Source organism: Nitrococcus mobilis Nb-231, from assembly GCF_000153205.1.
Taxonomy (GTDB): Bacteria; Pseudomonadota; Gammaproteobacteria; order Nitrococcales; family Nitrococcaceae; genus Nitrococcus; species Nitrococcus mobilis.
Genome location: NZ_CH672427.1, coordinates 3,294,673 through 3,319,866 on the forward strand (window position 1 = coordinate 3,294,673; position 25,194 = coordinate 3,319,866).

General features: G+C 62.2%; 21 protein-coding genes and 6 tRNA genes. 24 read left to right on the forward strand and 3 right to left on the reverse strand.

The features are described 5' to 3' along the window. Window positions 1-2: 2 nt before the first annotated feature. From NB231_RS14960 to NB231_RS14990, 6 genes are read left to right on the forward strand one after another with little or no spacing between them, the layout of a single operon-like run. Window positions 3-242 carry an antitoxin gene (locus NB231_RS14960; protein WP_005004476.1) on the forward strand — a complete coding sequence of 80 codons (240 nt, stop codon included), beginning with the start codon at window positions 3-5 and terminating at the stop codon, window positions 240-242. Window positions 243-247: 5 nt separating this feature from the next. Next, entirely contained in the window at window positions 248-649 is a 402-nt protein-coding gene (locus NB231_RS14965) for a type II toxin-antitoxin system VapC family toxin (RefSeq protein WP_040664278.1), read from the forward strand. Further along, on the forward strand, window positions 646-4,314 hold the full coding sequence (locus NB231_RS19260) for a hypothetical protein (protein ID WP_005004488.1): 3,669 nt from the start codon (window positions 646-648) through the stop codon (window positions 4,312-4,314). The genes NB231_RS14965 and NB231_RS19260 overlap by 4 nt, the downstream gene beginning before the upstream one ends. After that, window positions 4,311-6,905 carry a BREX-2 system phosphatase PglZ gene (pglZ, locus tag NB231_RS14980; RefSeq protein ID WP_005004490.1) on the forward strand — a complete coding sequence of 865 codons (2,595 nt, stop codon included), beginning with the start codon at window positions 4,311-4,313 and terminating at the stop codon, window positions 6,903-6,905. Before NB231_RS19260 ends, pglZ begins: the two co-directional genes overlap by 4 nt. Then, a complete protein-coding gene (gene brxD, locus NB231_RS14985) occupies window positions 6,902-8,209 on the forward strand; it encodes a BREX system ATP-binding protein BrxD (protein WP_005004492.1) in 1,308 nt (435 codons plus the stop codon). The genes pglZ and brxD overlap by 4 nt, the downstream gene beginning before the upstream one ends. Next, the gene (locus NB231_RS14990; protein WP_005004495.1) at window positions 8,206-10,290 is read left to right on the forward strand and encodes a DEAD/DEAH box helicase; all 2,085 of its coding nucleotides are present in this window, start codon (window positions 8,206-8,208) and stop codon (window positions 10,288-10,290) included. Before brxD ends, NB231_RS14990 begins: the two co-directional genes overlap by 4 nt. Window positions 10,291-10,460: 170 nt before the next feature. Here the strand turns inward: NB231_RS14990 and NB231_RS14995 are convergent, their stop codons facing one another. After that, entirely contained in the window at window positions 10,461-11,075 is a 615-nt protein-coding gene (locus NB231_RS14995; protein WP_005004498.1) for a class I SAM-dependent methyltransferase, read from the reverse strand. A gap of 415 nt (window positions 11,076-11,490) precedes the next feature. On the opposite strand from NB231_RS14995, the gene NB231_RS15000 reads away from it, so the two are divergent. Next, on the forward strand, window positions 11,491-11,736 hold the full coding sequence (locus NB231_RS15000) for a type II toxin-antitoxin system Phd/YefM family antitoxin (RefSeq protein WP_005004501.1): 246 nt from the start codon (window positions 11,491-11,493) through the stop codon (window positions 11,734-11,736). 3 nt (window positions 11,737-11,739) lie between these two features. Then, window positions 11,740-12,117 carry a type II toxin-antitoxin system VapC family toxin gene (locus tag NB231_RS15005; protein WP_005004505.1) on the forward strand — a complete coding sequence of 126 codons (378 nt, stop codon included), beginning with the start codon at window positions 11,740-11,742 and terminating at the stop codon, window positions 12,115-12,117. A 257-nt stretch (window positions 12,118-12,374) separates the two neighbouring features. Here NB231_RS15005 and NB231_RS15010 read toward each other — a convergent pair. Then, window positions 12,375-12,461: transfer RNA gene (locus tag NB231_RS15010), tRNA-Leu, on the reverse strand. Between the two features lie 164 nt (window positions 12,462-12,625). Here NB231_RS15010 and rnr point away from each other — a divergent pair. From rnr to alr, 9 genes are all read left to right on the forward strand, one after another. Then, complete coding sequence (rnr, locus tag NB231_RS15015; protein ID WP_005004506.1) at window positions 12,626-14,947, forward strand: ribonuclease R; 2,322 nt, start codon at window positions 12,626-12,628, stop codon at window positions 14,945-14,947. Between the two features lie 4 nt (window positions 14,948-14,951). Further along, complete coding sequence (rlmB, locus tag NB231_RS15020) at window positions 14,952-15,722, forward strand: 23S rRNA (guanosine(2251)-2'-O)-methyltransferase RlmB (RefSeq protein WP_005004512.1); 771 nt, start codon at window positions 14,952-14,954, stop codon at window positions 15,720-15,722. A 135-nt stretch (window positions 15,723-15,857) separates the two neighbouring features. Then, window positions 15,858-16,283: a 30S ribosomal protein S6 gene (rpsF, locus tag NB231_RS15025; protein WP_005004515.1), complete on the forward strand. Its 426-nt coding sequence runs from the start codon at window positions 15,858-15,860 to the stop codon at window positions 16,281-16,283. 17 nt (window positions 16,284-16,300) lie between these two features. Further along, on the forward strand, window positions 16,301-16,654 hold the full coding sequence (gene priB, locus NB231_RS15030; protein WP_005004517.1) for a primosomal replication protein N: 354 nt from the start codon (window positions 16,301-16,303) through the stop codon (window positions 16,652-16,654). Between the two features lie 23 nt (window positions 16,655-16,677). Next, on the forward strand, window positions 16,678-16,902 hold the full coding sequence (rpsR, locus tag NB231_RS15035) for a 30S ribosomal protein S18 (protein WP_005004520.1): 225 nt from the start codon (window positions 16,678-16,680) through the stop codon (window positions 16,900-16,902). 25 nt (window positions 16,903-16,927) lie between these two features. Continuing rightward, the gene (locus tag NB231_RS15040; protein WP_005004521.1) at window positions 16,928-17,809 is read left to right on the forward strand and encodes a YybS family protein; all 882 of its coding nucleotides are present in this window, start codon (window positions 16,928-16,930) and stop codon (window positions 17,807-17,809) included. A 39-nt stretch (window positions 17,810-17,848) separates the two neighbouring features. Next, window positions 17,849-18,298, forward strand: coding sequence for a 50S ribosomal protein L9 (rplI, locus tag NB231_RS15045; protein WP_005004523.1), 450 nt, complete (start codon window positions 17,849-17,851; stop codon window positions 18,296-18,298). Between the two features lie 211 nt (window positions 18,299-18,509). Then, the gene (dnaB, locus tag NB231_RS15050) at window positions 18,510-19,895 is read left to right on the forward strand and encodes a replicative DNA helicase (RefSeq protein ID WP_005004525.1); all 1,386 of its coding nucleotides are present in this window, start codon (window positions 18,510-18,512) and stop codon (window positions 19,893-19,895) included. Continuing rightward, on the forward strand, window positions 19,892-20,989 hold the full coding sequence (alr, locus tag NB231_RS15055; RefSeq protein ID WP_005004527.1) for an alanine racemase: 1,098 nt from the start codon (window positions 19,892-19,894) through the stop codon (window positions 20,987-20,989). The genes dnaB and alr overlap by 4 nt, the downstream gene beginning before the upstream one ends. Window positions 20,990-21,082: 93 nt before the next feature. On the opposite strand, the gene folD is transcribed toward alr, so the two are convergent. After that, window positions 21,083-21,943, reverse strand: coding sequence for a bifunctional methylenetetrahydrofolate dehydrogenase/methenyltetrahydrofolate cyclohydrolase FolD (gene folD, locus NB231_RS15060; RefSeq protein ID WP_005004529.1), 861 nt, complete (start codon window positions 21,941-21,943; stop codon window positions 21,083-21,085). A 438-nt stretch (window positions 21,944-22,381) separates the two neighbouring features. Here folD and NB231_RS15065 point away from each other — a divergent pair. The 7 genes from NB231_RS15065 to clpP all read left to right on the forward strand — a co-directional run bounded on the left by NB231_RS15065 (window position 22,382) and on the right by clpP (window position 25,134). Beyond that, a tRNA-Pro gene (locus NB231_RS15065) sits at window positions 22,382-22,458 on the forward strand. Between the two features lie 95 nt (window positions 22,459-22,553). Continuing rightward, window positions 22,554-22,630: transfer RNA gene (locus NB231_RS15070), tRNA-Arg, on the forward strand. A 42-nt stretch (window positions 22,631-22,672) separates the two neighbouring features. Then, window positions 22,673-22,748, forward strand: a tRNA-His gene (locus tag NB231_RS15075). A 13-nt stretch (window positions 22,749-22,761) separates the two neighbouring features. After that, window positions 22,762-22,837, forward strand: a tRNA-Lys gene (locus NB231_RS15080). 136 nt (window positions 22,838-22,973) lie between these two features. Then, a tRNA-Leu gene (locus NB231_RS15085) sits at window positions 22,974-23,061 on the forward strand. A gap of 70 nt (window positions 23,062-23,131) precedes the next feature. Next, window positions 23,132-24,493 (forward strand): trigger factor, encoded by a 1,362-nt coding sequence (gene tig / locus NB231_RS15090; RefSeq protein WP_040664284.1) that lies wholly within the window; start codon window positions 23,132-23,134, stop codon window positions 24,491-24,493. Beyond that, window positions 24,490-25,134, forward strand: a complete 645-nt coding sequence (gene clpP / locus NB231_RS15095; RefSeq protein WP_005004532.1) for an ATP-dependent Clp endopeptidase proteolytic subunit ClpP — start codon at window positions 24,490-24,492, stop codon at window positions 25,132-25,134. The genes tig and clpP overlap by 4 nt, the downstream gene beginning before the upstream one ends. Window positions 25,135-25,194: the final 60 nt, after the last annotated feature.

The following is a 25,194-nucleotide window of genomic DNA, read 5'->3' on the forward strand; positions in this document are numbered from 1 at the left end:
TTGTGACCCGCACCGCCAAGGTATTCCAGTCCGGCAACAGCCAGGCCGTGCGCCTGCCCAAGGAATTCCGTTTCGAGAGCAGCGAAGTGGAGATTTTCCGCCGCGGCGATGAAGTCGTACTGCGCGAGAAGCGCCGCAACCTGGCCGAGGCGTTCGACCGGCTGACCGAGCTGCCCGATGACATGATCGAGGCCATCGAAGGCATGGACGATCTGCCGCCCGAGGAGCGCGAGGGTTTGTAGTGGCGCTGCGCTACCTACTCGACACCAACATCTGCATCTACATCCGGCGCGAGCGCCCGTTACAGGTGCGCGAGCGGCTTGCCCGGCAGCGGCCGGGCAGTGTGGGGTTGTCACTGATCACCTGGGGTGAGCTGCTGTGTGGCGCCGCGCGCAGCCAGCACACGGCGCTGGCGCGCGAAAAGCTGGATGCCATCGTGGCGATGATCCCGCTGCTGCCGCTACCGCTGGAGGCGGCGCAGCACTACGGCGATATCCGCGCGGCACTGGCCGGCGCCGGCACGCCGATCGGCGCCAACGAACTGTGGATCGCCGCGCACGCCCGCGCGGCCGACTTGACCGTAGTCACCAATAACACGCGCGAATTCGAGCGCGTGGACGGACTGAAGCTGGAGAACTGGGCGCAATGACCACTATTGGCGATATCTTCGACATCCCCGATGGCGTTCATCAGGGCGACTTCGTGTTGCGCCTGACCGAGGGGCTGCGAAGCGATCGGCGCAGGCAGACCTTGCGGCAATACGTCGTAACGCCGCAACTGGTGCGCTGCTTCGACCAGGCGCTGGCGCTGATCGGCGGCGCGGTGACCGGCAACAGCTCCAAGGGTGCGTACCTGCACGGCAGCTTCGGCAGCGGCAAGAGCCATTTCATGGCGGTGCTGGATCTGATCCTGGAAGGCGACGCCGACGCCCGCGCGATCCCCGAGCTGGCCTCGGTCGTTAGCAAACACAACCGCTGGTGGCAGGGCGGAAAGTTTCTGGTGGTGCCGTTTCACATGATCGGCGCCGAAAGCATGGAGTCGGCGATTCTTGGCGGCTACGCGGCCCATGTGCGCCAACATCATCCGGATGCGCCCACGCCCGGCTTTTACCGCAGCGAAGGCTTGCTCGCCGATGCCTCACGCCTGCGCGAGCAAATGGGCGCTGAGCGTTTCTTTGCCGCTCTGGCCGGCAACGACGCCGGCGGCGGTTGGGGCGCGATCGGCAGCGGCTGGGATGCCGACAGCTACGCCGTCGCAGCCAAAGCGCCGCCGGAGGATATCGAGCACCAGCGTTTGGTCGGCGATCTGGTGGATGCGTTCTTCGCCCATCTGAGAAGCGACACCGGCGCCGGCGACTACGTCAGCCTGGACCGCGGCCTGGCGGTCCTGTCGCGCCATGCGCAAAGCCTGGGCTATACCGCGGTGGTGCTGTTCCTGGATGAGCTGATCCTGTGGCTTGCCAGCCATTCGCAGGACCAGGCCTTTCTCAATCGCGAGGGCCAGAAAGTCTCCAAGCTGGTCGAGGCCGGCGAGGCCGGCCGGCCGATCCCGATCGTGAGCTTCATTGCCCGTCAGCGCGACCTGCGCGAGCTGGTGGGTAAGGCCGTGCCCGGCGCCCAGCAACTGGCGTTCGCCGACGTGCTGCAATGGTGGGAGGCGCGTTTCGACAAGATCGTGCTGGAAGACCGCAACCTGCCGGCGATCATCGAGCGGCGCCTGTTGCAGGTGCAGGGCCCGGAGCAGAAACGCCGGCTGCACGAAGCTTTCGAACAGACCGCGCGCGTGCGCCGGGAGGTGCTCGACATCCTGCTGACCCACGAGGGCGACAAGCGGATGTTCGAGCAAGTGTACCCGCTCAGCCCGGCGCTGGTGCAGGCGCTGGTGGCGTTGTCCAGCCTGCTGCAGCGCGAACGCACCGCGCTCAAGCTGATGCTGCAACTGCTGGTGAGCAACCGCGACAGCCTCACCCTGGGCGATGTGATCCCGGTGGGGGATCTGTTCGACGTGATCATCGACGGCGACGAGCCGTTCACGCCGGCGATCAAGAACCTGTTCGACCGCGCGCGCGAGGTGTGGACGCGCAAGCTCGCGCCGCTGCTGGAGGCCGAGCATGGCGTGTCCGACCAAGCCATCCATGAGGGCACGGCCGCCCCCGAGATCACCCGCCGCTACCGTGCCCATGCGGGCCTGCTCAAGACCTTGCTGCTCTCGGCGCTGGCCCCGGACGTGGAGGCGCTGCGCAATCTCACGCCCCTGCGGCTGGCCGCTCTCAATCACGGCACCATCCGCTCGCCGCTGCCCAACGCCGAGGCGACCACGGTGCTGGCTAAGATGCGCGAATGGGCCAGCCATGCCGGCGAGATCCAGATCAGTCCCGACGCCGCCAACCCGCTGATCAGCCTGCAGCTCAGCGGCGTGGACGTGGAGGGCGTGCTGGAGAACGCGCGCAGCATCGATAACTCTGGCAATCGCGTGCGCACCGTCAAGGAGCTGCTGTTCTCCGATATCGGCATCGACACCCAAACCACCACCATGCTGGCGCCGGAATACGCCTGGCAGTGGCGCGGCACGCCGCGCCGCACCGAAATCCTGCTACATAATGTGCGCCAATGCTCGGACGACAACTTCCGCCCGGGCGACGATGTATGGCGAGTGGTGCTCGATTACCCCTTCGACGAGGACGAACACTGCACCCCCGCCGATGATCGCGCCCGCGTTGACACCTTCCGCGAACGCGGCGAATCGGTACGCACGCTGGTGTGGCTGCCTTCGTTCTTCAACGAACGCGCGATGAGCGATTTGGGGCGGCTGGGTGTGCTGAACCATGTGCTGTCAGGCAACCGGCTGGAGGAATACGGCGCGCACCTGCAGCCGGCGGAACGATCCGAAGCGCGCGCCACGCTGAAAAACCAACGCGATCAGCTCGAGCAGCGCGTGCGTGATGCGCTCAAGCAAGCCTACGGCATCGCCCAGGGCATGGATTCAGCCATCCATACCACGCATTCACTCGATGAGCATTTCCAGTCGCTGTATGGTGGCCTGCGCCTGCAACCGCCGCCTGGCGGCAGCTTCAAGCAGAGCCTGGAGCATCTGCTGGATCAGGCTCTGGACGGCCAGTACCCGGCGCATCCGAAGTTCGAGATCGAGGTGAAGCGCGGCGGCCTGCGCCGGGCCTGGGGCGTGCTGGAGAAGGCCGTGGACTCGCCCGACGGCCGCTACGGCATGGAGCGTAGCCAGCGTGACGAGATCCGCCGCATCGTACAGCCTTTGAAATTGGCCGATTGCGGTGAAGGACACCTGGCGCTGAGCGACCACTGGCGCAATCACATCGAGCGTTTGATGGCGGGCAAGGGCGTTGCTACCCCGACTGTGCGGCAGCTGCGCGAGTGGCTTGACGAACCGCGCCCAATGGGCCTTCAGGACGATATCGCCGACCTGGTGATACTGACCTGGGCGGCGCAGACCGGGCGCAGCTTTTTCCTGCACAATAGCCCGCTACCGGGCCAGATCGGCAACCTGAATCGCGAATGCGAGCTGCGCGAACAAACGCTGCCGCCCGAGGACCGATGGCGCTGCGCCGTGCAGCGCGCCGCTGAGATCTTCGGCGAGGCCGGCAGCGGTGCCGGGCGCAACGCCGGCAACGTGGCGACGCTGGCGCAGGCGCTGGAGGCGCACGCCAAGGAACGTTTGGCGGCGTTACGCGACTATCAGCGGGCGCTGGAAAAACGCCTGCGTGACTGGGAAATGGGTAGCGCCGGCGCGCGCGCGCTGACCGCGGCGGCGAGTCTCGACCTGGCGGTGGCATTGACCGAGGGGGATTCGTCCAATCGAATCAGCGCCCTGGCCGCCGCGCGCATCGAGACCTCGGCCGCCGCCATGGGCACGATTATGGCCCGCGCGCCGGCATTAGCGCAGACGCTGCGCTCCCCGCAATGGGATGTGATCGACCTGATCCGACGGCGCGCTGACAAAGACACGAAAGTCAGCGCGATCGTCGACACGATGCGTGCCGCCCTCGGCGCCGACGAGCACGTCACCGCGTTGGAGCAGCAACTGGGCGCCCAGCATCGGCTGGCGCTGCAGTCGATGGAGCAACCGACGACGCCCACGCCCTTGCCGCCAACACCCGTTACACCAACGCCCAAGACCCCGGCGCCGGGTACCCGTCAGGTATGCCGCAACGCGGCTGCAATCGGCGGCATCCGGGAAGCGCTGCGCGAGGTGGAGCAGGCGTTGGCCGACGATCCGGAGCTGCGTGCGGACATCGATTGCCGGCTCTATCATCCGCAGGCAAGCACCGAGTCGAAGTCGTGAGCCTGACGCCGACGCAATTGGCAACGCATGCCGCCAAGGCCCTACAGCAGGCCACCGGCCCCGTCACTCTGGCGTACCACTGGCCGCAGCCCTGGAACGGCGGGGATAGCATCGTGGTCGATGGCCAAACGTTGCCGCTGCGCCATTGCGTATCGCCGCTGGAAATCCGTGAAGCGCTGGCTGAAGCCAGCGATGTGTCACGCGTGCTGCTGGTATCGCAGCAGGAAACCGGGCTGGGGCAGGACGTGCTTGCTCGAGTGTTCCGTCATCGCTTGCTGCACGTGGACCGCTGGCAACTGGTGCAGGAGATCTACGGCGTGTGCCAGATCGACCCGCGCCTGTTCGGCATGACCTGGCTGCCGGACGCGCTGCTCGCCGCCGCACCGGCGCGCCGTACCACAGCCGCTGCCGCGCTGACGCTCGACGAGGCCATGAGCACGTGTCTTGCGCCGGTGCTGGGCACCGGCGCTGCCCAAATTGATCTGGAAAGACTGCTGCACGCCTGTGAGGACAGCGGCCAACGTTGGGCCGAGCTGGGCGCCGAAGCGCGCGAGCAATTTCGCCACTTTTTGGTGAATCGACTCGGGGCGCTGGCCGACGCCTTGCTGCGCACGCTGGATGCCGGCAACGGTCACGCCGCGCTCGGCATCGGCCTCGCCTGCGAGGTGCTGTACTCGCCCCATGCCGCGCAGCAACTGGGGCTGCGCGATGCGCGGGTACGGCTGGAACAGCGTCTCGATGGCTTGCGTCTTAAGGACGACGCCGGCCGGCAGTGGGCCGAACTGTCGCAACGGGCCATACTGCAGCGCGATACGCTGCAGCGGCAGGAGGATTTCCGGTTGGCGATGGAGCTGCTCGAGTGGCTCGGCGCGGCCGACTTCATCGGCTTGAGCTCCCTGCTTCCGCAAGCATTGGACCGACGCCTGGCGGACCTGGGAAAGGCCGTGACGAGCTTCATGCGTTCACCCGCCACCTTGCCTGATGTCGAAGCGGCCTCTCAGCGGGTGTTGGATCATCGGCTGCCGCCGGCCGACCACCCGGGTCCGGAATGCGCGCGCATGCTCGCCCGGCTGTGCCGTTACGAAGCCAGCCTGTCCACGGCCGAACCGGCTGCGGATCCGGTTGCGGACTACCTCACCCACGGCGCCTGGGAGGATTGGGTGCGCCGATCGCTGCGCGGCGCGCGCCCGGAGGCATTGGCACGGGCGGTAGCACGCCTGCTTGACCGCGTCTCCCAACGCCGCACGAGCGGCGACCGTGCATTCGCCGAAAAGCTGGCGCAGGCCACGGCTGCCGACGAAACGCCCCGCGCTCTGTTGCCGATCGAATCGGCATTGTCTTTTGTGGTAGCGCCGCTGGCGCAACATAACCCCGTGGTATTGGTCGTGCTGGACGGAATGAGCCAGGACGTTTACCTGGCCATTGCCGAGACGATGGCCCATCGCGGCTGGTGCGCTTGGAGCCGACCCAGGCAACCACGCGCGCTGTTGGCCACCATTCCATCGGTGACCGAATGCAGTCGCGCCAGCCTGCTTGCCGGCCGCCTTGCGCGTGGTGGCGCCGCGCAGGAAAGGCAGGCTTTCGCCAGGCACGAGGATTTGCGCCAGGCCTCACGCGCCGGTAAGCCGCCTCTGCTATTGCACAAAGCGGGACTGGAGCAAAGCCATCAGCTGAGCGCTGCGGCGGTGGAAGCCCTGAGTGATCCCGAGCAGCGTATCGTGGCTGTGGTGATCAATGCCATCGATGACGCCCTGGCCAAGTCCGAGCAAGTGCGCATCGATTGGACGCTGGAATCGATCCCGCTGCTCGCCGCGGTATTGGAGCAGGCGCGGCGCGGCGGGCGAACGGTCGTACTGACCGCCGATCACGGCCATGTGCTGGAGCGTCAGAGCACGCTGCGTGGCAACGGTGAGGGTGAGCGCTGGCGACGTCCCGGCAACCCTCCCGAAGACGGTGAGATCCTCATGTCCGGCCCGCGTGTTAGCACCTTGATGGGTGAGCCGCTGGTGGCTCCGTGGTCGGAACAGATCCGCTATGGCGTAAAGAAGAACGGCTATCACGGCGGTGTGGCCCGGCAGGAGATGCTGGTGCCGTTGGGCCTGTGGACAGCGGATGCGGCGCCGCCGCGCAGCGACGCGGACGAGCTGGTTGCCGCCGTCCCGATGGCACCTGAGTGGTGGAATGCGACAGACGATGGCGCCACCGCCGCGCCGCCGCGTCCAGCCAAACGGCGTGGGCGCTGCGTAAGGCCACCAATCGATGACCTGTTCGCCACCTCGGCACCCAGCGCCTGGTTGGATGATCTTCTGCAAAGCCCGCAGCTCGCCAGGCAGCGCCAACGCGCCGGGCGCATGGCGTTACAGGAGGCGCGTTTATGCGCGCTGTTGACATACCTCGATGAGCACGGCGGTCGCGCCGGCATCGATCAACTGGCCGCGGCGATCGAGCAACCGCGATTGCGCATGCGCGGCATCGTCTCAGCGATGGAACGCATGCTCAACATCGATGGCTTCCCGGTGATCACGCTTGAGCAAGGCAGCGGTACGGTGCTGCTGGATATCGAGCTGTTGAAAAAGCAATTTCTGGCATGACAACGCTCTCTCCAGCCCGCGCCGACGAAATCCTCGACGCGTTGCGACGCGGCACGGTGCCGGAATCCGCGCTGGAGGCATTTGCGGTCGGATTGGACCGGTACCGCGAGACTCTGCATGCGGAACTTCAGCAGTGCACGACCGGACGCGGGCGTTTCAAGGCGGTGCGCGGCGAGTACGGCACCGGGAAGACCTTCTTCGCCCGTTGGTTTCAGGGGCTGGCCCGCAGCGAGAGCTTCGCCACCTCCGAGGTGCAGATCTCCGAGACGGAAACGCCGCTGCATCGCTTGGAAACAGTCTATCGGCGCCTGACCGAGCATCTTACTTCGGCCGAATCCCAACGCGGTGCCCTGCGCTCGACCATCGACGGCTGGTTTTATGCACTAGAAGAGGAAGTGGTCGGCCGGCAGGGTGACTGTTCCGAACAAGCGCTGCTCGACGGCACCGAGGCATTGATGCGCGAACGGTTGCGCACGATCGAGCGACGGGCGCCTGCATTCGGCGCGTGCCTGCGCGGCTACCGCACGGCTACTGCGGAGGGCAACGAGGAACTGGCTACCGGACTAATCGCGTGGATGTCAGGGCAACCCAATGTGGCTGCCGCGATCAAACGCGCAGCCGGCATCAAAGGTGAGATCGACCATTTCGGCGCGCTCGGTTTCCTGCAGGGCCTGCTACTGATCTTGCGCGATAACGGCTTTGCCGGCCTGGTGCTGGTGCTCGACGAGGTGGAGACGTTGCAGCGCGTACGCGGCGATGTGCGCGAGAAGAGTCTCAACGCGCTGCGCCAGTTCATGGACGAAATCGACGCCGGACGTTTCCCGGGTCTGTATTTGATGATTACCGGAACGCCCGCGTTCTTCGATGGCCCGCAGGGTGTGCAGCGCCTGCCGCCGCTGGCGCAGCGCCTGCATGTGGAGTTCGGCCGGAACGCGCGGTTCGATAATCCACGCGCGGCGCAGATCCGTTTGCAGGCGTTCGACTTCGACCGTCTGGTGGAGGTGGGGCAGAATGTGCGGCGGGTATTTGCCGCGCGCTGCGCCGATCCGGAGCGCCTGTTGCGCACGGCCGACGACACCTTGCTGGGCGATCTGGCCGCGACGGTCACGGGCAAGCTCGGCGGCAAGGTCGGCGTCGCACCACGGATCTTCCTCAAGAAGCTGGTCGCGGAGGTGCTGGACCGTATCGACCAGTTTCCGGACTTCGACCCGCGCCGGGATTACGACCTGAGCATCGCAGCGACCGAGCTGACGCGTGACGAGCAGCGCGTATTGTCGCCCAACGACATCGAGCTGGATCTGTGAAGGGTGGCGGCGCTGAGCGTGTCTCCGCCTTCGAGCGCCTGCACCCGGCGGTGCAGTATCACATCGTCAACTCGCTGGGCTGGCCGGCACTCCGGCCGCTGCAGGAGCGCAGCATTGCCCCGGTATTGGACGGCCACCATGCGCTGTTGATCGCGCCAACCGCCGGCGGAAAAACCGAAGCGGCCATGCTGCCGGTGTTGTCGCGCATGTTAAGCGAGGAGTGGCGCGGCCTGTCAGTCCTGTATATCTGCCCGATCAAGGCACTGCTCAACAATCTCGAGGCGCGGTTATCCCGCCTGGCGCGTCTGCTGGGCCGCACGGTGCAACTGTGGCACGGGGATATCGGCCAGGGCGAGAAGAATCGCGCACAGCGTGAGCCTCCGGACATCCTGCTGACCACGCCCGAATCGCTGGAAGGCATCCTGATCGGTGGGCGGCGCGATCATCTTCGCCTTCTGGGCGGTGTGCGTTGCGTGGTAATCGATGAGCTCCACGCCTTCGCCGGCGACGACCGCGGTTGGCATCTGTTGGCCTTGCTGGAGCGCATTCATGCATTGCGCGGCCATGAGCCGCAGCGTATTGGCCTGTCCGCCACCGTCGGTGAACCTCACGCACTGCTGAACTGGCTGGCCGCGCATTGTGCCGGGGAACGCAGCCTTGTGCGAGTTCAGGTACCGCCGACCGAGGTGGATTTGTGCGTGGATTACGCGGGTTCGTTGCGAAACGCCGCGATCCTGATCAGCCGTCTGCATCGCGGCGAGAAGCGGCTGGTATTTTGCGACAGCCGCAGCCGAGTCGAGGAGCTATCGATTGCATTACGCGCGCTCGGCGTGGACGTGTTCGTCTCCCATGCCGCGCTGTCCGTTGACACCCGCCGCCAGGCCGAACAGGCCTTTGCCGAGCGGCAAAACTGTGTAATCGTTGCCACCAGCACACTGGAGCTTGGACTGGATGTGGGCGATCTCGATCGCGTCATCCAAATCGATGCACCTGGGTCGGTGGCGTCCTTCCTGCAACGATTGGGACGTACCGGTCGTCGCGCCGACAGCCGCAGGAACCTACTGTTCATCGCCACCCGCGACGCTGGTCTGCTGGAATCGCTGGCGATTGCGCAGCTGTTCGAGTCTGGCTTCGTAGAGCCGGTTGTCGGCCCGCCCATGCCTTGTCATTTGGTGGTGCAACAACTGTTCGCCATGCTGTTCCAGCATTCGCTGGAGCTGGAAGAGCGTGTGTTTACCACCACGCTACGCCGTATCCCCGGGTTTGCCGGATTGATCGATGCGCATTGGGACGAACTGCGCGAGCATCTGCTTGCCCGTGGCTTTCTGATCCGCAACGGGCTGCTGCTTGCCCTCGGCCCCAAGGCTGAGCGCGCGTTTCTCGGGCGCGGCTTGGCGGATCTGTGTGTTTCCTTTGACTCGCCGCAATTATTCACGGCGTTTCACGGTAACAAGTTACTCGGTCATGTCGATCCTCTTAGTCTGTCCTGGCGGCGCGATGGGCCTACGGTACTGGCGCTGGGCGGGCGCTCATGGCGCGTCGTTTCCACAGATTGGACGCGTGATCGCGTGTATGTGGAAGCGGCCGATGAGAAGGGTACCAGTCGTTGGCTCGGTGAATCGCGCGGTGTTTCTAGGGTTATCGCCGAGCAGGTAAGACGTATTCTTGCAGCACCGCCGGCGGATTCGACGCTGCTCACTAAGCGCTCATCCAGCCGCATCGCCGAGTTGTGTGCTGCCCAGGAAGACACGCTATCCCTGACCCCCCTTCGGCTCCAGGAGGGCGGCTTCGAATGGTGGACCTACGCAGGGTTGGCCGCCAATATTTTGTTGGCCGCGCGCATCGCCGCCGCTGGCGGCAGTTGCGGCGCCGTCGGCTCCTATAGCTTTCGGTTCAAAATAAGCGATGCGGCGGTGACGGCGCACGGCGGCTGGGACGCCATACGCAAGCTCACCCCCAGGCTGGAGCCTCTGGACCGGCAGCGCATCAAGTTCGCTGAGTTGCTCCCCCATGATCTTTTGGCTGAGATGAGCTTGCGGCGAATCAATGCTAAATCCCGACCGCGCGGCGGCCTTTCATGATGTGTGTGGTCAAGGAGGCAAAGATCTGGAACCGGTAGGTGCCACTGTAGATTGTGATTGTCCCAAGTTCGACTCCGTCTCGCGAGCGCCGCAGCGGCGGGTGTGCCGGTCACGGCGTTTCGGCACCGAGACGGCAAGCCGCGCCTATGCCTGGGAAGGCTCCATGTGCCTTAGTTCGGGCGGGCGCGGCCTTCGTAGAGGAAGGCCATGGGCTTTGGTCCTTTCATATAACCGGTCTCGAGTTGAGCAATGGTGAAACCGGCTTGTTCAATAAGGTTTCGAATAGGCCGGTTCAGATGGCAACCGCCGCTGATCCTTTTCCAAATCGGAGTCAACCGATCTTGCCATTTCCTGACACGCTCCTCCGGCCCCAGCCCATGCTCCACGAACAGCAACTGTCCGCTCGGCGTGAGCACGCGGCGCATCTCGGTAAGGGCCGGTGCCGTTTCTGGAATGGTGCACAATGTCCACGTCGTCACCACCGTATCGATGCTGTTATCAGCAAGTGGGATCGACTCCGCCGAGCCTTCGATAAGGGTCATCGGTATGGTTGATCGCTCGGCGGCATACCGCGCCATCGCGATCAGCCGTGGCGAGGGCTCCAGGCCCTGGATGTCGCGCACGCCGGCAGGGTAGAAGGGCAGATTCAGGCCGGAGCCGATGCCGATCTCCAGCACATGGCCCTGCGCCATGGCAATTACCCGTTGGCGATAAGGCACAAGGTAGCGATTGCGCATCGCCATGTGGCAAAGCCTTGGCAGAATCACATCGTAATAGAAGCCCATGTTTCATTCCTTTCGCTTTGCTATAAAGTGCCTCTAAACATATCGCAGCTACTGCTTGCCAAGCTGTTGGGATACTCGATTTGAGGAGACGGATGGGGCACGTAAGCGGTTTGGTGGCGGAGTTCAAGGCGAAGACAACATTGCGGGAAAGCGCGTTAGCGCACGGAGGGTTGCTCGGATTGAGGTGCTGGAATCCAGTTCAAAGCCACGGCGAGGGACAGATTGACACAGTTGACCGGTGGTGGTGCGCGGACGACAGGCAGGGGTTGGTTCCGGCGCCGAAAAGAGCGGTTATATGCCCCATATTCAATTGGCTGCCTGGTAGGCAACGATCATAAATTGCGATCTGTCCCGCCTTAGCGAACAAGACTAAACTTAGTTGACCAAGCTGAATTGTCGGTTTACATTGGGTCGTATGAAGACGATCAACATTCACGAAGCCAAAACCCATCTGTCCCGAATCATCGAGCGGGTTGCGCGTGGGGAGTCGGTGATCATCGGCAAGGCGGGCAAGCCGGTGGCAGTGCTGAGCCCCTATGTTGCCTTGGGGCAGGCGCGTAAGCCGGGAAGCATGCAGGGCAAGATACGCATCGCCGACGACTTCGATGCCGCCGACGCCGTTATCGCCGATTTGTTCGAGGGCGCGGCCGGATCACGTTGATCAGTGGACATCCTGCTCGACACTCATGTATTGCTCTGGTGGTTAAGCGACGATCCGCGCCTGTCGGCTAAGGCGCGCAACCTGATCGCCGATCCGGCCAACGCGATCACGGTGAGCGCAGCGACGGCGTGGGAAATTGCCATCAAACAGGGGTTGGGCAAGCTCATGTTCGATGGCGATCTGGAACAGGCCGTCCGCGAGCAGGATTTTCAGATGCTTCCCATCACGTTTGCGCACACGGCGCAGATCGGACAATTGCCCGAGATTCATCGCGACCCGTTCGATCGCATGCTCGTGGCGCAGGCCCGCTCGGAAAATCTCGCACTACTCAGCGCCGACCCCCATGTCGCTCGCTATCCGGTTAACGTGATCGAGCCGTAGTCGTACGTAAACCGTGGCCGGTTCACGATTTCGCAGCGGTTTCGCCACCTGTGCGCCGCCGACCAACCTACCGGGCGCGATTCTGCCGTTCGACGGCGCCGATCGCTTCGAAATCGGATTTGCCCGCCTTTCTTCAGAATGCCACGAGAGCAATTCGCAGCGTTTCCTAGCGAGAAACGGCATGAAACGAGTCGTAAAACCGCTGAAAAGCAGATCGTTGCGAGGCTATCGATGGTCTTGTGATAGGCTGTTCGAAATGGTGCCGAGGAGAGGACTTGAACCTCCACGGGGTTACCCCCACTAGCACCTGAAGCTAGCGCGTCTACCAATTCCGCCACCTCGGCGTGTGCGGCGTCCGCGCACCAAGGTGCGCGGGTCGCACATTCTGCAGGCGGCGAGCTGGCCTGTCAATGCCGCGTCGAGAGAGCGCGAGCGCGCGGTGTTTGGCGGCATTCCCGAATAGCATTGATGGATAAGTTTTACCTCACATCGAGACGAACAATAGCGAATGACCAAAGAACATAACGCAAGTCTGGAGGACGATCCTTATCTCGAACGCGAACGGCGCAAATACGCGCAACCGATCCCCAGTCGCGAATACATCATCGAGCGGCTCGCTGAGCAAGCTCGGCCGCTTACCCGAGTGCAGCTTGCGGAGCTTTTCGCGCTGACCCAACCCGATGAGCTGGAAGGCCTGCGCCGCCGTTTACGGGCGATGGAGCGCGACGGTCAGTTGATTCGCAATCGACGCGGCGGCTATGTCATCGTCGACAATCGCGACTTGATCCGCGGTCGAGTGCGCGCGGCGGCGGATGGTTCGGGCTGGCTCAAACCGGACCGTCCGGGCTTAGAGGTTTACCTTCCGCCGCGTGCAATGAGTAGCCTACTGCACGGCGACCGCGTGGTGGTTCGATTGGTGAATCTCGACACGCGCGGCCGTCCCGAAGGTGAGTTGGTGGAGGTTCTGGAGCGGGCCAATCGGCGGGTGGCGGGCCGCTATTATGAAGAAAGTGGGGTGGGTTTCGTAGTTCCGGCGAGCCGGCATATTCACCAAGACATCATCATACCGGCCGCAGAGCGCAACGATGCGGCCTATGGGCAGTTGGTCGTCACCGAGATCCTCAGTCAGCCGGCCAAGCGCCGCCAGCCCATCGGCCGTATCGTCGAGGTACTAGGAGCGCATATCGAGGTTGGCCAGGAGATTACGGTTGCCGCAAGCGCCCATGGGATTCCGGTCGATTGGCCCGCTGAGGTCGAAGCGGCGCTCGCTGGGTATACCGATCGAGTGCCGGAATCGGCCAAGCAGGGACGGGTGGATTTGCGCCACCTTCCCTTGGTTACCATCGACGGGGCTAGCGCGCGCGATTTCGACGACGCGGTCTACGCCGAGCCCATGACCAATGGTTGGCGCCTCTACGTGGCGATCGCCGATGTTTCCCACTATGTTCGCCCCGGGACGCCACTCGAGCGCGAGGCCGTCAAGCGCGGCAACTCCGTTTACTTCCCCCGCAGCGTGGTGCCCATGCTGCCGGCAATACTCTCTAACGGATTGTGCTCGTTGAATCCCCGCGTGGATCGCCTTTGCGTGGTTTGTGAGATGCAGATCAGCCAGGAGGGCGCTTTGCGGCGTTCGCGCTTCTATGAGGCGGTCATGCGCTCCCGGGCGAGGTTGACCTACGAGGTGGTCGCGGCGTTGCATGGAGAGCGCGATCCGGCGCTGCGTCGGCGCCATCGTGGACTACTCAAGCATCTCGATCATCTCTTCGGCGTCTACCGGGTGTTGCGCAAGGAGCGTGATCGCCGTGGCGCGATCGACTTCGAGACCACCGAGAGCACCATCGAGTTCGACGAGACGGGGCGTATCCGTGCCATCCATTCGGCCCGGCGGACCGACGCCCACCGAATGATCGAAGAGTGCATGGTAAAGGCCAATTTGGCGGCGGCGCGCTTCCTGCGCCGCCATCGCATGCCGGCCCTGTATCGGGTACATGAGCCGCCGGAGACGGCACGGCTTGAAAAACTACGTGCCTTTCTTGGCCAGACCGGCCTGCGTCTGAGCGGCAGCGATAAGCCCCGGCCCAAGGATTTCGCCCGATTGATGCAGCGGGTGCATGATCGACCCGATCGGCATTTGATCGAGACGGTGTTGTTACGCTCGATGATGGCCGCCGAATACCGGCCCGACAATGCGGGGCATTTCGGGTTGGCGCTGGATGCCTATACTCACTTCACCTCGCCGATCCGGCGCTACCCCGACCTGATCGTGCATCGGGCCATCAAACACGTTCTCTCCGGTGGTCGCGCCGCGACTTTCGAGCTCAGCCACGATCAGTTGACCACCCTCGGTGAGCATTGCTCCATGACCGATCGGCGTGCTGAGGAGGCTACCCGAGACGCGGTGATGACCCTCAAATGTCGCTATATGGCCGAGCGCTTGGGAGAGGAGCTTCCTGGGGTGATCAGTGCGGTGACCTCGTTTGGTCTGTTCGTTGAGCTCGATGAGGTCTATGTCGACGGGCTCATCCACATCACCAATCTGGAGAGCGATTATTTTCATTTCGATCCCATCGGTCATCGCCTCGTTGGTGAGCGCACCGGCAAGGAGTATCGATTGGCCGATCGGTTGCGGGTACGAGTTGCGCAGGTGAATATCGACGAGCGTAAACTCGATCTGACGCTGGTGGCGCATCCGGTGGATGCGCACGGCAACCCGATGGAGCCTCCGCGACGCGGGCCGGGGCGGCGCCGCAAGGCTCATCCGGCACAGCGCTCCGCCTCGGTGAAGAAGACTAGCGGCGGAGGACGCTCGCGGAGCAAGCGCGTGCGCTAGCGTAATGACGCAAAATCGCATTATCCATGGCCTGCATAGCGTCCGCGCAGCGGTACGCTATGATCCCACCCATGTGGTTGAGGTTTGGCTCGATCGGCAAGCCCGCAGCGGGCGCTGGCAGGCACTGCGTCGGCAGCTAGAGGCACTCGCCTGCCCTGTACATCTAGTCGATCGTCGGCAATTGGATCGTCTCACGAGCGGGCAGGTACACCAGGGTGTGGCGATTCGGTACGCTGGGCAACCGCCCCGGGCCGAGCACGAGTTGGAGGCATTGCTCAGCGAACTCGGCCCGGATCCTTTGCTATTGGTGCTCGACCAAGTGCAGGATCCGCACAATCTCGGAGCCTGCTTACGCACGGCCGCCGGGGCCGGCGTCCAGGCGGTGATCACTCCGCGGGATCGCGCGGTCGGTTTGACGCCGACAGTGTACAAGGCCGCCACCGGCGCCGTGCAGCATATCCCTTTGTTCCAGGTGACCAATCTGGCGCGCACTTTGCGCAAGCTGCGCGAGGCGGGTATGTGGCTGATTGGTGCGGCCGAGCAGGCCGACGTTACACTCTATGAGGTGGATCTTAGTGGTCCGCTGGTCTTGGTCATGGGCGCGGAGGAGGCCGGTTTGCGTCGGCTCACGCGCGCATGCTGCGATCGGTTGATTCGAATCCCTATGCTCGGAGCGATCGACAGTCTCAACGTCTCGGTTGCTACCGGGGTGGTGCTCTACGAGGTCGTGCGTCAGCGGATGCACGGCTTTACCAAGCCCCCGCTGCGAGAGTAAACTTTGCCGCCTATTGTCCGTTGCTTGAGCTTTGCCCGGCTGTGGGCAGCGGCTCTCCTTGCCGAGCGCTGTTGGGCGGGCGGCTTTTCTGACTACACATGATGTAGTGGTCCGATTACCCGAAAGGAGTTATGCATGCGACATTATGAAGTCGTGTTCCTGGTCCATCCGGATCAGAGCGATCAGGTCTCGGCCATGATCGAGCGTTACCGGAGTCTGATCGAAGGCAACGGCGGCCAAATCCACCGTTTGGAGGATTGGGGGCGTCGTCAGCTAGCTTACCCGATCAAAAAACTGATCAAGGCGCATTACATTCTCATGAATGTGGAGTGTCGACCCGAGAATATGGAAGAGCTCGTTTCCATGTTCCGTTTCAACGATGCGGTCATTCGCCATATGGTTTTGTCCCGGCAAGAGGCAATCACCGACCCCTCTCCGCTGGCGAAAAGCCAGGACGAGGAAAGAGGCGCTCGGGGCGAGCGGCTGGACAAGCAGGGTCGAACCGACAAGCCCGACAGGAGCGAGACGGAAAGTGAGCAGGAGGAGCCTGCCGAGCTCTGAAGAGGTTGATTGGCGGTGTGGCCGAGACTCGATCCGAGTATGCCTTGACCCCGCGCGATAGCCACGTCAATGTGGTGACGCTGACCGGGGCTCTAGTGGCACCGGCCGAGCTGCGCTACTCACCGGCGGGTATTCCGATCGCCCGTTTCCTACTGGAGCACTTCTCCGAGCAGAGCGAGGCAGGGGCACATCGGCCGGTGCGTCTGCGGATCGGCGTGCGGGCTTCAGGGCAGCCGCTGGCCGAGGCGCTACAGGGGGTATCGGCGGGCACGTGTTTGCGCGTGGTCGGCTTTTTAATCCGATCCCGGCAAAGAAGCGGGGAATACCCATTGATCATCAGTGCCAGCCAAATCGAGCGGTTGGCGTCGTAGAGCAACCAGTAAAGGTAGAGGCTATGGCTCGTTTTTTCCGTCGCAGGAAGTATTGTCGATTTACGGCTGAGGGCGTTAGGGAAATCGATTATAAAGACCTCAATACGCTCAAGAGCTACGTTACTGAAACCGGTAAAATCGTTCCCAGCCGGATCACCGGGACGCGTGCCAAGTATCAGCGCCAGCTCGCCAGCGCCATCAAGCGCGCGCGCTACCTGGCGTTGCTACCCTACACTGACCGTCATTGATTAAGCCGGCCATCCGAGTTTATCCGTGAGGCGTTTCGCCGACTTCATCATGCGCGGCCGGGTGCCGGCGGTTTTGGTAATCTTCGTGAGCGCGATGGTGCCCCCCCTGCTCTGGGTCAGCGGTGGTGCATTGTCCCTTGTCACCCTACGGCGTGGTGCCGTCGAAGGTGCTTTCGCCGCAGGTGCTGCAACGCTTGTGCTTTTGGTCGCAATCGGCGCCTTGGCCGGCTCTCCGCAGCCTGCCCTGTCGCCGATTCTGCAGCTCTGGTTGCCGGTCTTTTTGATCGCTTTATGGTTGCGCTACAGTGTTTCCTTGGCACAAGCCTTAGAGGTCGCTGCGGGGTTGGCGGCGCTGGCTGTGGCCGTATTCCATTTTCTGCACCCGGATGCTGTTGGCTATTGGCGTGAGGTTTTTGCGCAGGCCCGGACTCTATTTCCGGCATCATCGCAGCTCGACTCTAAGGCTTGGGAAGAGGTGGTGACGCTGCTCGCCCCGGAGATGACGGGATTATGGGCGGTGAATCTGCTTGGTTTGGCTGTCGGTAGCCTGCTTTTGGGTCGTTGGTGGCAGGCCATGCTGTATAATCCGGGCGGGTTTCGCGCGGAGTTCCATGCCCTGCGCTTGGAGCGCTGGTTCGCGTGGCTGGTTTTGGCATGCCTGGTCGCGGCGGCGGGGTTGGGCCATGGGTTGGTCTACGATATTGCCTTCGTGCTCAGCGCGGTATTTGTGCTGCAGGCCCTGGCCGTATTGCATACATTCTCGGCTGGGCAGCGTTGGGGCAAGCTGTGGCTAGGGCTGGTCTACTTATTCTTGTTCTTGCCGCTGATACTCCAACTGGTGGCAGTGGTGGGTATCATCGATGTATTTCTGGATATGCGGCGACGCACTAAACTTGGCTCGCCTTAAGCGGCGTTTGCGAGAGCAGATTTTTTTGAGGGTTCAGCGATGGAAGTCATCTTACTTGAGAAGGTGGAGAATCTCGGTAGCCTAGGCGACCGAGTACGTGTGCGTCCAGGGTACGGGCGGAATTTTTTGATTCCTTATGGCAAGGCCAAGCCTGCCACATCAGAGAACATTAAAGACTTCGAGGCGCGCGCCGCGGAGCTGGCGCGTGCGGCTGCTGAGGTGTTGCAGTCTGCGCAGCAGCGCGCCGAGCAACTCGCTGGGCTGAGCGTGACTCTGACCGCGAAGGCGGGTGATGAGGGTAAACTGTTTGGCTCGGTCGGCACCGGCGATATCGCGGATGCGATTACCCGTGCCGGGGTCGAGATCCAGCGCAGCGAGGTGCGCCTACCCGACGGTCCGCTGCGTAGTTGTGGTGAGTTCGATGTCGCCCTGCATTTACATACGGATGTGAATGCAATCGTCAAAGTGACCATCGCCCCCGAGGGTTAACTAAAAAGGATCGTGCTTGGTCGGCAGCGCGCTGTGCCGATGAACGCGGATGGACTTGTCCGATCCGGATAAGGTTGCGATCAAACCTGTTCGTTTCTTGTCGACAATTTATTGCGTGCGGCTTGACCCTGCGGGCGGGTTTTAAAGCCCTGCAATGCGCTGGGTAAGGTCGTTGCCATCAGTGTGCTCGACCACCGGCAGAGGGTGATCGATGGTGGCCGTGGACGCGGTTTTGAGCGAAACCGAAGCGCTTAAGATTCCACCGCACTCAATCGAGGCTGAACAGGCCGTGCTCGGCGGTCTGATGGTTGACAATGACGCCTGGGATCAAGTGGCCGACCGGGTCGTCGATGCCGATCTCTATCGTCGTGATCACCGCTTGGTATTTCGCGCCATAGAGGCTCTGGCCGAAGCGGGTCAACCGATGGACGTGGTGACCCTCTCCGAGTGGTTGAAGGCTCAGGGCTTGCTCGAAGAAGCCGGCGGCCTTGCCTACTTGGGAGCCCTTGCCAGGGATACGCCCAGTTCGGCCAACATCCGCGCTTATGCCGATATCGTCCGGGAGAAGTCGGTATTGCGGCATCTGATCAGGGCCGGGACGGAGGTCGCGGGCAGCGGTTATCGACCTGAAGGTCGCAGCAGCAGCGATTTGCTCGATGCGGCCGAGCGCTTGATCTTCGAGATCGGTGAGCGGCTTCAGCGCCATCGGCAAGGCTTCGCCAGCGTAAAAGATATCCTCCCCGCGGTAGTGGAACGTATCGATACGCTCTACCTACAGGAAGGCGATGTCACCGGTCTGGCGACCGGTTTTACCGATTTTGATCGTATGACGGCTGGTCTGCAGGTCGGTGATCTGGTGATCGTTGCCGGCCGACCTTCCATGGGCAAGACGACCTTCGCGATGAACCTGGCGGAGGTCGCTGCTATGCGCGGGGATCAACCGGTGGCGCTGTTTAGCATGGAGATGCCTGGGGAGGCCTTGGCCATGCGCATGCTCTCTTCCCTCGGGCGAGTGGAGCTGCAAAGAATCCGCACCGGTCGTTTGGAAGACAGCGACTGGCCACGCCTGACCAGTACCATGAATCTGCTCTCCCAAGCGCGGCTGTTCATCGATGATACGCCAGCTCTGACTCCCATGGAGATGCGTGCTCGTGCCCGCCGGCTCAAACGCGAGCACGGTTTAGGCCTGATTGTGGTCGACTATCTCCAGCTCATGCACCTACCGGGTCATAAAGAAAACCGGGCCACCCAAATCGCTGAGATCTCCCGAGCGCTCAAAGCGATGGCCAAGGAGTTGGGAGTACCGGTGGTCGCGTTGTCGCAGCTCAACCGCAGCTTGGAGCAACGTCCCAATAAGCGTCCGGCCATGTCTGATCTACGCGAGTCCGGCGCAATCGAGCAAGATGCCGACGTTATCGTCTTTATCTATCGCGACGAAGTCTACAACCCGGACAGCCCTGACAAAGGCGTTGCGGAGATCATCATCGGCAAGCAGCGCAATGGCCCCATCGGAACCGTACGGCTGACGTTTCTCGGTAGATATACTCGGTTTGAGAACTACGTCGGCGACGACTATCGAGGTGAGGGCTTTTCGTGACACGCCTGGCTCGGGCAACCGTTGACCTCGGCGCGCTGCGGCACAATTTGGCGGTGGCTCGCCAAGCGGCCCCGAGTGCGCGTGTCATCGCGGTGTTAAAGGCCAACGGTTACGGGCACGGATTGCTTCAAGTTGCCGCAGCGTTGGCGCAAGCGGATGCCTTTGCGGTGAGCTGCATGGCTGAGGCGAGCCGGCTGCGTTTGGCCGGTTATCGGCACCGAATCATCCTGCTGGCAGGCTATTTCGAGCCGGATGAGCTGCCGCTGTTCGATCGGTACGCGCTCGATCCGGTTATCCATGCCGAGTGGCAATTGGCGCCGCTGGAGCGCTCAACCCTGCAGCGGCCGCTGGATGTTTGGCTCAAAGTGGATACGGGTATGCACCGGCTTGGTTTCCCCGCCGGGCAAGTATGCGAAGTCTACCAGCGGCTGCGCTCCATGCCCTCGGTGGCCAGCGTACGCTTTATGACTCATCTTGCGCGCGCCGATAACCGGCGCGATCCGACCACTCGGATGCAGCTAGAGACTTTTGAAGCCGCCTGTCAGGGGCTCTCTGGCGAGCGTAGCATCGCCAACTCGGCGGCTACACTCGCCTGGCGGCAAACCCATGCACAATGGGTTCGCCCGGGCATCATGCTCTACGGTTGCTCTCCTTTCATCGATGGTCTCGAAAGCCCAGCGCTGTGGCCCGTGCAAACCCTGGAGGCACGTCTGGTAGCAGTCAACTATCACCGGCGAGGAGATCTCATCGGCTATGGGGGAATCTATGCCTGTCCTGAAGCAATGCCGGTAGGCGTCGTCTCCGTTGGTTATGGCGACGGGTATCCGCGGCATGCTCCCAGCGGAACCCCATTGTTGGTTGCAGGACGCGAAGTGAGCTTGGTGGGTCGTGTCTCGATGGACATGCTCAGCGTGGATTTACGCTCGGCTCCGAATGCACAGGTTGGGGATTTGGTCGTGCTCTGGGGGGAGAGCCTGCCGGTGGGGCGCGTTGCCGAGCAGTGTGGCACCATCGCCTATGAACTGCTGTGCAAGCTTACGAGTCGCGTCCAGTTCCGTTATGTGAATCGACCCACCAACATGAGAGAGACCTAACGGGGTTGGTCCGGACCCGACACCGCGCCGAGCGCGAGCACCGGCATAGCTGGGCTGAGCCGCTGCTACCGCCCGTTTGTTCGGTGCACGATTTCAGGGCCGGTGGCTGTGCCGCTCCGCAGCGAGCAGAGTATTTTCCAGCAGTGCGGCGCGGGTCATGGGGCCCACCCCGCCGGGTACCGGAGTGATCCAGGCGGCTCGCTCGCAAGCCGTGGCGAAATCGACATCGCCTACCAGTTTACCAAGTGCATTGCGATTGATGCCGACGTCGATGACGATTGCGCCGGTTTTGATCCAAGTACCGGGAATGAAGCCTTCGCGGCCGACGGCGGCAATCACGATATCGGCACTGCGTACTTTGGCTTGTAGATCTCGGGTGCGGCTGTGGCAGATGGTGGGCGTGCAGCGCGCATTGAGCAGTTCGATGGCCATGGGGCGACCGACGATGTTTGATTGACCGATGACGATCGCATCCTTGCCTTCCAGTCGTTCGTCGGTGTGTTCCAACAGGCTCATTATGCCGTATGGAGTGCATGGACGTATGCCCGGTAGACGCAGCAGCAGGCGCCCGATATTCTCGGGATGGAATCCGTCCACATCTTTTCCGGGATCGATGCGCTCGATTACCGCCTGTGTGTCCATATGTCCCGGCAGCGGCAACTGGACCAGCACACCGTCGATTGCAGGATTCTTATTCAGCCGATCCACTAAGTTTACCAGTTCCTTTTCACTGGTCTGCAGGGGCAGTTCGTAGGCTTCGGAATGAAAGCCGACCTCAGTGCAGTCCCGGCGCTTATGGCTGACGTAGACGCTTGAGGCGGGGTTGTCCCCCACTTGGATCACGGCGAGACCGGGTCGAGGCAGCCCCGCGGTCATACGCTTGCGAACGGCCTCGGTGATGCGCCGGCGAATGGCCACAGCGATGGACTTGCCGTCGATGATGCGCACGCTCATAGTGATTAGGGCCTGTTGACAATTAGCCGCGCCGCCGCGCCGGCGGCCATTTCCTCGCAAGACAAGGCATCGCGAGCGATAACGCAGGATTGTGGGAAAATGGCCCCGGCCCTTTGGGTGGCGCCCAAAATGCGGCCATCCGGCGTTGCTCGTCGTTCATTTGGAATAGCCAAACTTCTCTCCTCGCGCCTTGGCTGGCCGCATTTTGGGCAGCCACGCGACGCCGCGGGTGATCGTCAACAGGCCCTAGGCTTCTATTTGCCAAACTTCGCGGATTTCACGACAATAGCAAAACGTGGATTTTCGCACGCAGTGCCGGATCTTCACAAGGCAGTACAGCGCGGCTGTTTGACGGGAGGCCTGGGCGTGCGTATTATGCTGCCGTTCTGTACCCGAGCGGTAGGGAACAGGCGTGGTGCGTATCGGGCAGGGGCTCAGCGGGGTGTAGCGCAGCCTGGTAGCGCGCCTGCTTTGGGAGCAGGAAGTCGGGGGTTCGAATCCCTCCACCCCGACCATTTTAGAGTCGCGCGGGTTTTGCCGATCGCGATCGATCGAGGGCAGCCGGTGAGTCGGCGTGTTACCCGCGGCAGGCACTGAGGCGGTTGGTTATGCGCCCGTGGCTCAATCGGATAGAGCATCGGCCTTCTAAGCCGACGGTTGCAGGTTCGAGTCCTGCCGGGCGTGCCAGTCCTCGGCGGATCCTAAATATGAAGAGCAAGCCGCGTAATGGTGGGCGTAGCTCAGTTGGTAGAGCTCCGGATTGTGGCTCCGGCGGTCGTGGGTTCAAATCCCATCGCTCACCCCAAAAATTAAATTTTGGGCCGCTAGCTCAACTGGTAGAGCAGCAGACTCTTAATCTGTCGGTTCGGGGTTCGAGTCCCTGGCGGCCCACCAAATTTGCTTTGTGTCGTGCTCGATCGCTGTTTTTGTCTTGCGTGTAACCAAAATCCCACACCATCATGGCTGTTCGCGGTGGCAAGCGCTTTTTGGCCGCTTGCATTACTGCTTGTATAATTCGGCTGAGATCCAAGCGAAAGTGGCGGAATCGGTAGACGCGCTGGGTTTAGGTCCCAGTGGGGCACTTCCCCGTGAGAGTTCGAGTCTCTCCTTTCGCACCACACGGTGAATCGGCATCCACCCGCCGATCATGATCCGAAGCCGAAACAGCCGCGCAACGAGGTAGGCTCGATGCAAGTATCCGTGGAAACGACCCAGGGCCTGGAGCGACGCTTGAGATTCCAGGTTTCTAACGAACGTATTGATAAGGAAGTGAAATCGCGCTTGACCTCTTTGAAAAGCCAAGTGCGATTGGATGGTTTCCGGCCGGGTAAGGTTCCCTATAAGGTCGTAGAAAAGCGCTACGGCGCCGAGGTCCGCGATGAAGTAGTGACCGAGGTGCTCCGGGCGAGCTATGTGGAGGCTATGGAGCAGGAGGGGCTGCGTCCAGCGGGTGCGCCGGATATTCAGCCTTTACCCACGGCGGAGGGTGAGGATCTAGAATACACGGCAACCTTCGAGGTGCTGCCGGAGATCGAGGTCAAGGGGCTCGATGAGCTCGAAGTGGAGCGACCGGCGGTGGAAATCGCGGATGCGGACCTTGACAAGGTGCTTGAGCAGCTGCGCCGGCAAAACGTCGACTACGTGGAGGTGGGGCGGCCTTCGGCTGACGATGACCGAGTCACCATCGATTTCACCGGGCAGATTGATGGCGCTGGGTTCAAGGGCGATAGAGGCAAGGATGTCGGAGTGCGGATTGGCTCTGGCCAGATGCCCAAGGAGTTCGAGCAAGCTCTGAAGGGATTGCGTGCCGAGGACGTGAAGGATATCGAGTACCATTTTCCGGAGCGCTCCCCAGATCAACAGCTTGCTGGGAAAACGGCCATTTTTCACGTTACGGTCAACCGGGTCGAGGAACCGCAGTTGCCGGCACTCGATGACGAGTTTGCAAAGCGGTTGGGCATCGAAGAGGGTGGTTTCGAGCAGGTTCGTGCCCAGATTCGTGAAAGCCTCGAATTCGAGCGTGACCGAGCGGTGCGTGCCCGGCTTAAGCAGCAGGTATTGGATAAGCTGTTGGCGCATCATGATGCGTTGGAATTGCCGCAGTCGTTGGTGAACGCTGAGCTCAAGGTGCTGCGGGAGCGGGCGTTGCGGCGAATGCAGCAAGCCGGTTCTGACGAGCAGACGCCGGATATTCCCGACTCAGCGCTCGAGCAGGGTGCGCGGCGCCGTGTCACATTATATCTGCTGATCAACGAGATCGTCCGCAGCAACGATATCCGGCTGGATGAGGGACGCTTGCAGGAAGCGTTGAACGAGCTCGCCTCCAACCACAGCCGACCTCAGGAACTCTTGCAATATTACATGGAACATCGGCAGATGATGGAGGGTCTGGAACTGGCCGTTATCGAAGATCAAGCTGTGGACTGGATTCTTGAGCGAGTGAAAACGGTCGATCAAGTGATGAGCTTCGACGAGCTGATGGGTATCAAAGGTGGAACCGAAGATCAAGACAGCGAGTCTGAAGATGAAGGCAACGAGGTGAACGCATGAGCACATCCAGTGATCGACGCCACGAGCCGATGGCCACCGGTCTCGTGCCGATGGTGGTGGAGCAGACCGCCCGGGGCGAGCGCGCCTATGATATCTATTCACGGCTGCTCAAGGAGCGGGTCATCTTTCTAGTGGGTCCGGTGGAAGATCATCAAGCCAACTTGTTGATCGCGCAATTGCTGTTTCTGGAGTCCGAGAATCCCGACAAAGACATTCACCTTTATATAAATAGCCCCGGCGGGGTCGTGAGTGCGGGCCTCGCCATCTATGACACCATGCAGTTCGTCAAGCCGGATGTCAGCACAGTTTGTCTCGGTCAGGCAGCGAGTATGGGCGCACTCTTGCTCACCGGTGGTGCCGCCGGCAAACGCTACTGTTTGCCGAACTCCCGTATCATGATCCATCAGCCGCTTGGCGGTTTTCAGGGACAGGCGACGGATGTGGAGATTCATGCGCGCGAGATACTGGCCATGCGTGAGCGCTTGAATCAAATTCTGGCTCAGCATACCGGGCAAGACATTGAGACGATCCAGCAGGACACGGAGCGTGATAATTTCATGGGCCCGGAGGCGGCGCAATCTTACGGTATAGTAGATGGAGTGTTGCGCGATCGGGGGAAGCTCGCACCATCCGAGTCATGACGGCCCGTAGGGTCGGTGCCGCATGAGCAATGATCGATTGACGCTTGAACTTGAACTAAC

Bases quoted from the DNA above. Each gene is read 5' to 3' on its own strand.
- rnr (WP_005004506.1), top strand. From the start codon at position 12,626: ATGACCAAAGAACATAACGCAAGTCTGGAGGACGATCCTTATCTCGAA.
- brxD (WP_005004492.1), top strand. From the start codon at position 6,902: ATGACAACGCTCTCTCCAGCCCGCGCCGACGAAATCCTCGACGCGTTG.
- rplI (WP_005004523.1), top strand. From the start codon at position 17,849: ATGGAAGTCATCTTACTTGAGAAGGTGGAGAATCTCGGTAGCCTAGGC.
- dnaB (WP_005004525.1), top strand. From the start codon at position 18,510: ATGGTGGCCGTGGACGCGGTTTTGAGCGAAACCGAAGCGCTTAAGATT.
- folD (WP_005004529.1), bottom strand. From the start codon at position 21,943: ATGAGCGTGCGCATCATCGACGGCAAGTCCATCGCTGTGGCCATTCGC.
- rpsF (WP_005004515.1), top strand. From the start codon at position 15,858: ATGCGACATTATGAAGTCGTGTTCCTGGTCCATCCGGATCAGAGCGAT.
- tig (WP_040664284.1), top strand. From the start codon at position 23,132: ATGCAAGTATCCGTGGAAACGACCCAGGGCCTGGAGCGACGCTTGAGA.
- clpP (WP_005004532.1), top strand. From the start codon at position 24,490: ATGAGCACATCCAGTGATCGACGCCACGAGCCGATGGCCACCGGTCTC.
- rpsR (WP_005004520.1), top strand. From the start codon at position 16,678: ATGGCTCGTTTTTTCCGTCGCAGGAAGTATTGTCGATTTACGGCTGAG.
- NB231_RS15000 (WP_005004501.1), top strand. From the start codon at position 11,491: ATGAAGACGATCAACATTCACGAAGCCAAAACCCATCTGTCCCGAATC.
- NB231_RS19260 (WP_005004488.1), top strand. From the start codon at position 646: ATGACCACTATTGGCGATATCTTCGACATCCCCGATGGCGTTCATCAG.
- NB231_RS14995 (WP_005004498.1), bottom strand. From the start codon at position 11,075: ATGGGCTTCTATTACGATGTGATTCTGCCAAGGCTTTGCCACATGGCG.
- rlmB (WP_005004512.1), top strand. From the start codon at position 14,952: ATGACGCAAAATCGCATTATCCATGGCCTGCATAGCGTCCGCGCAGCG.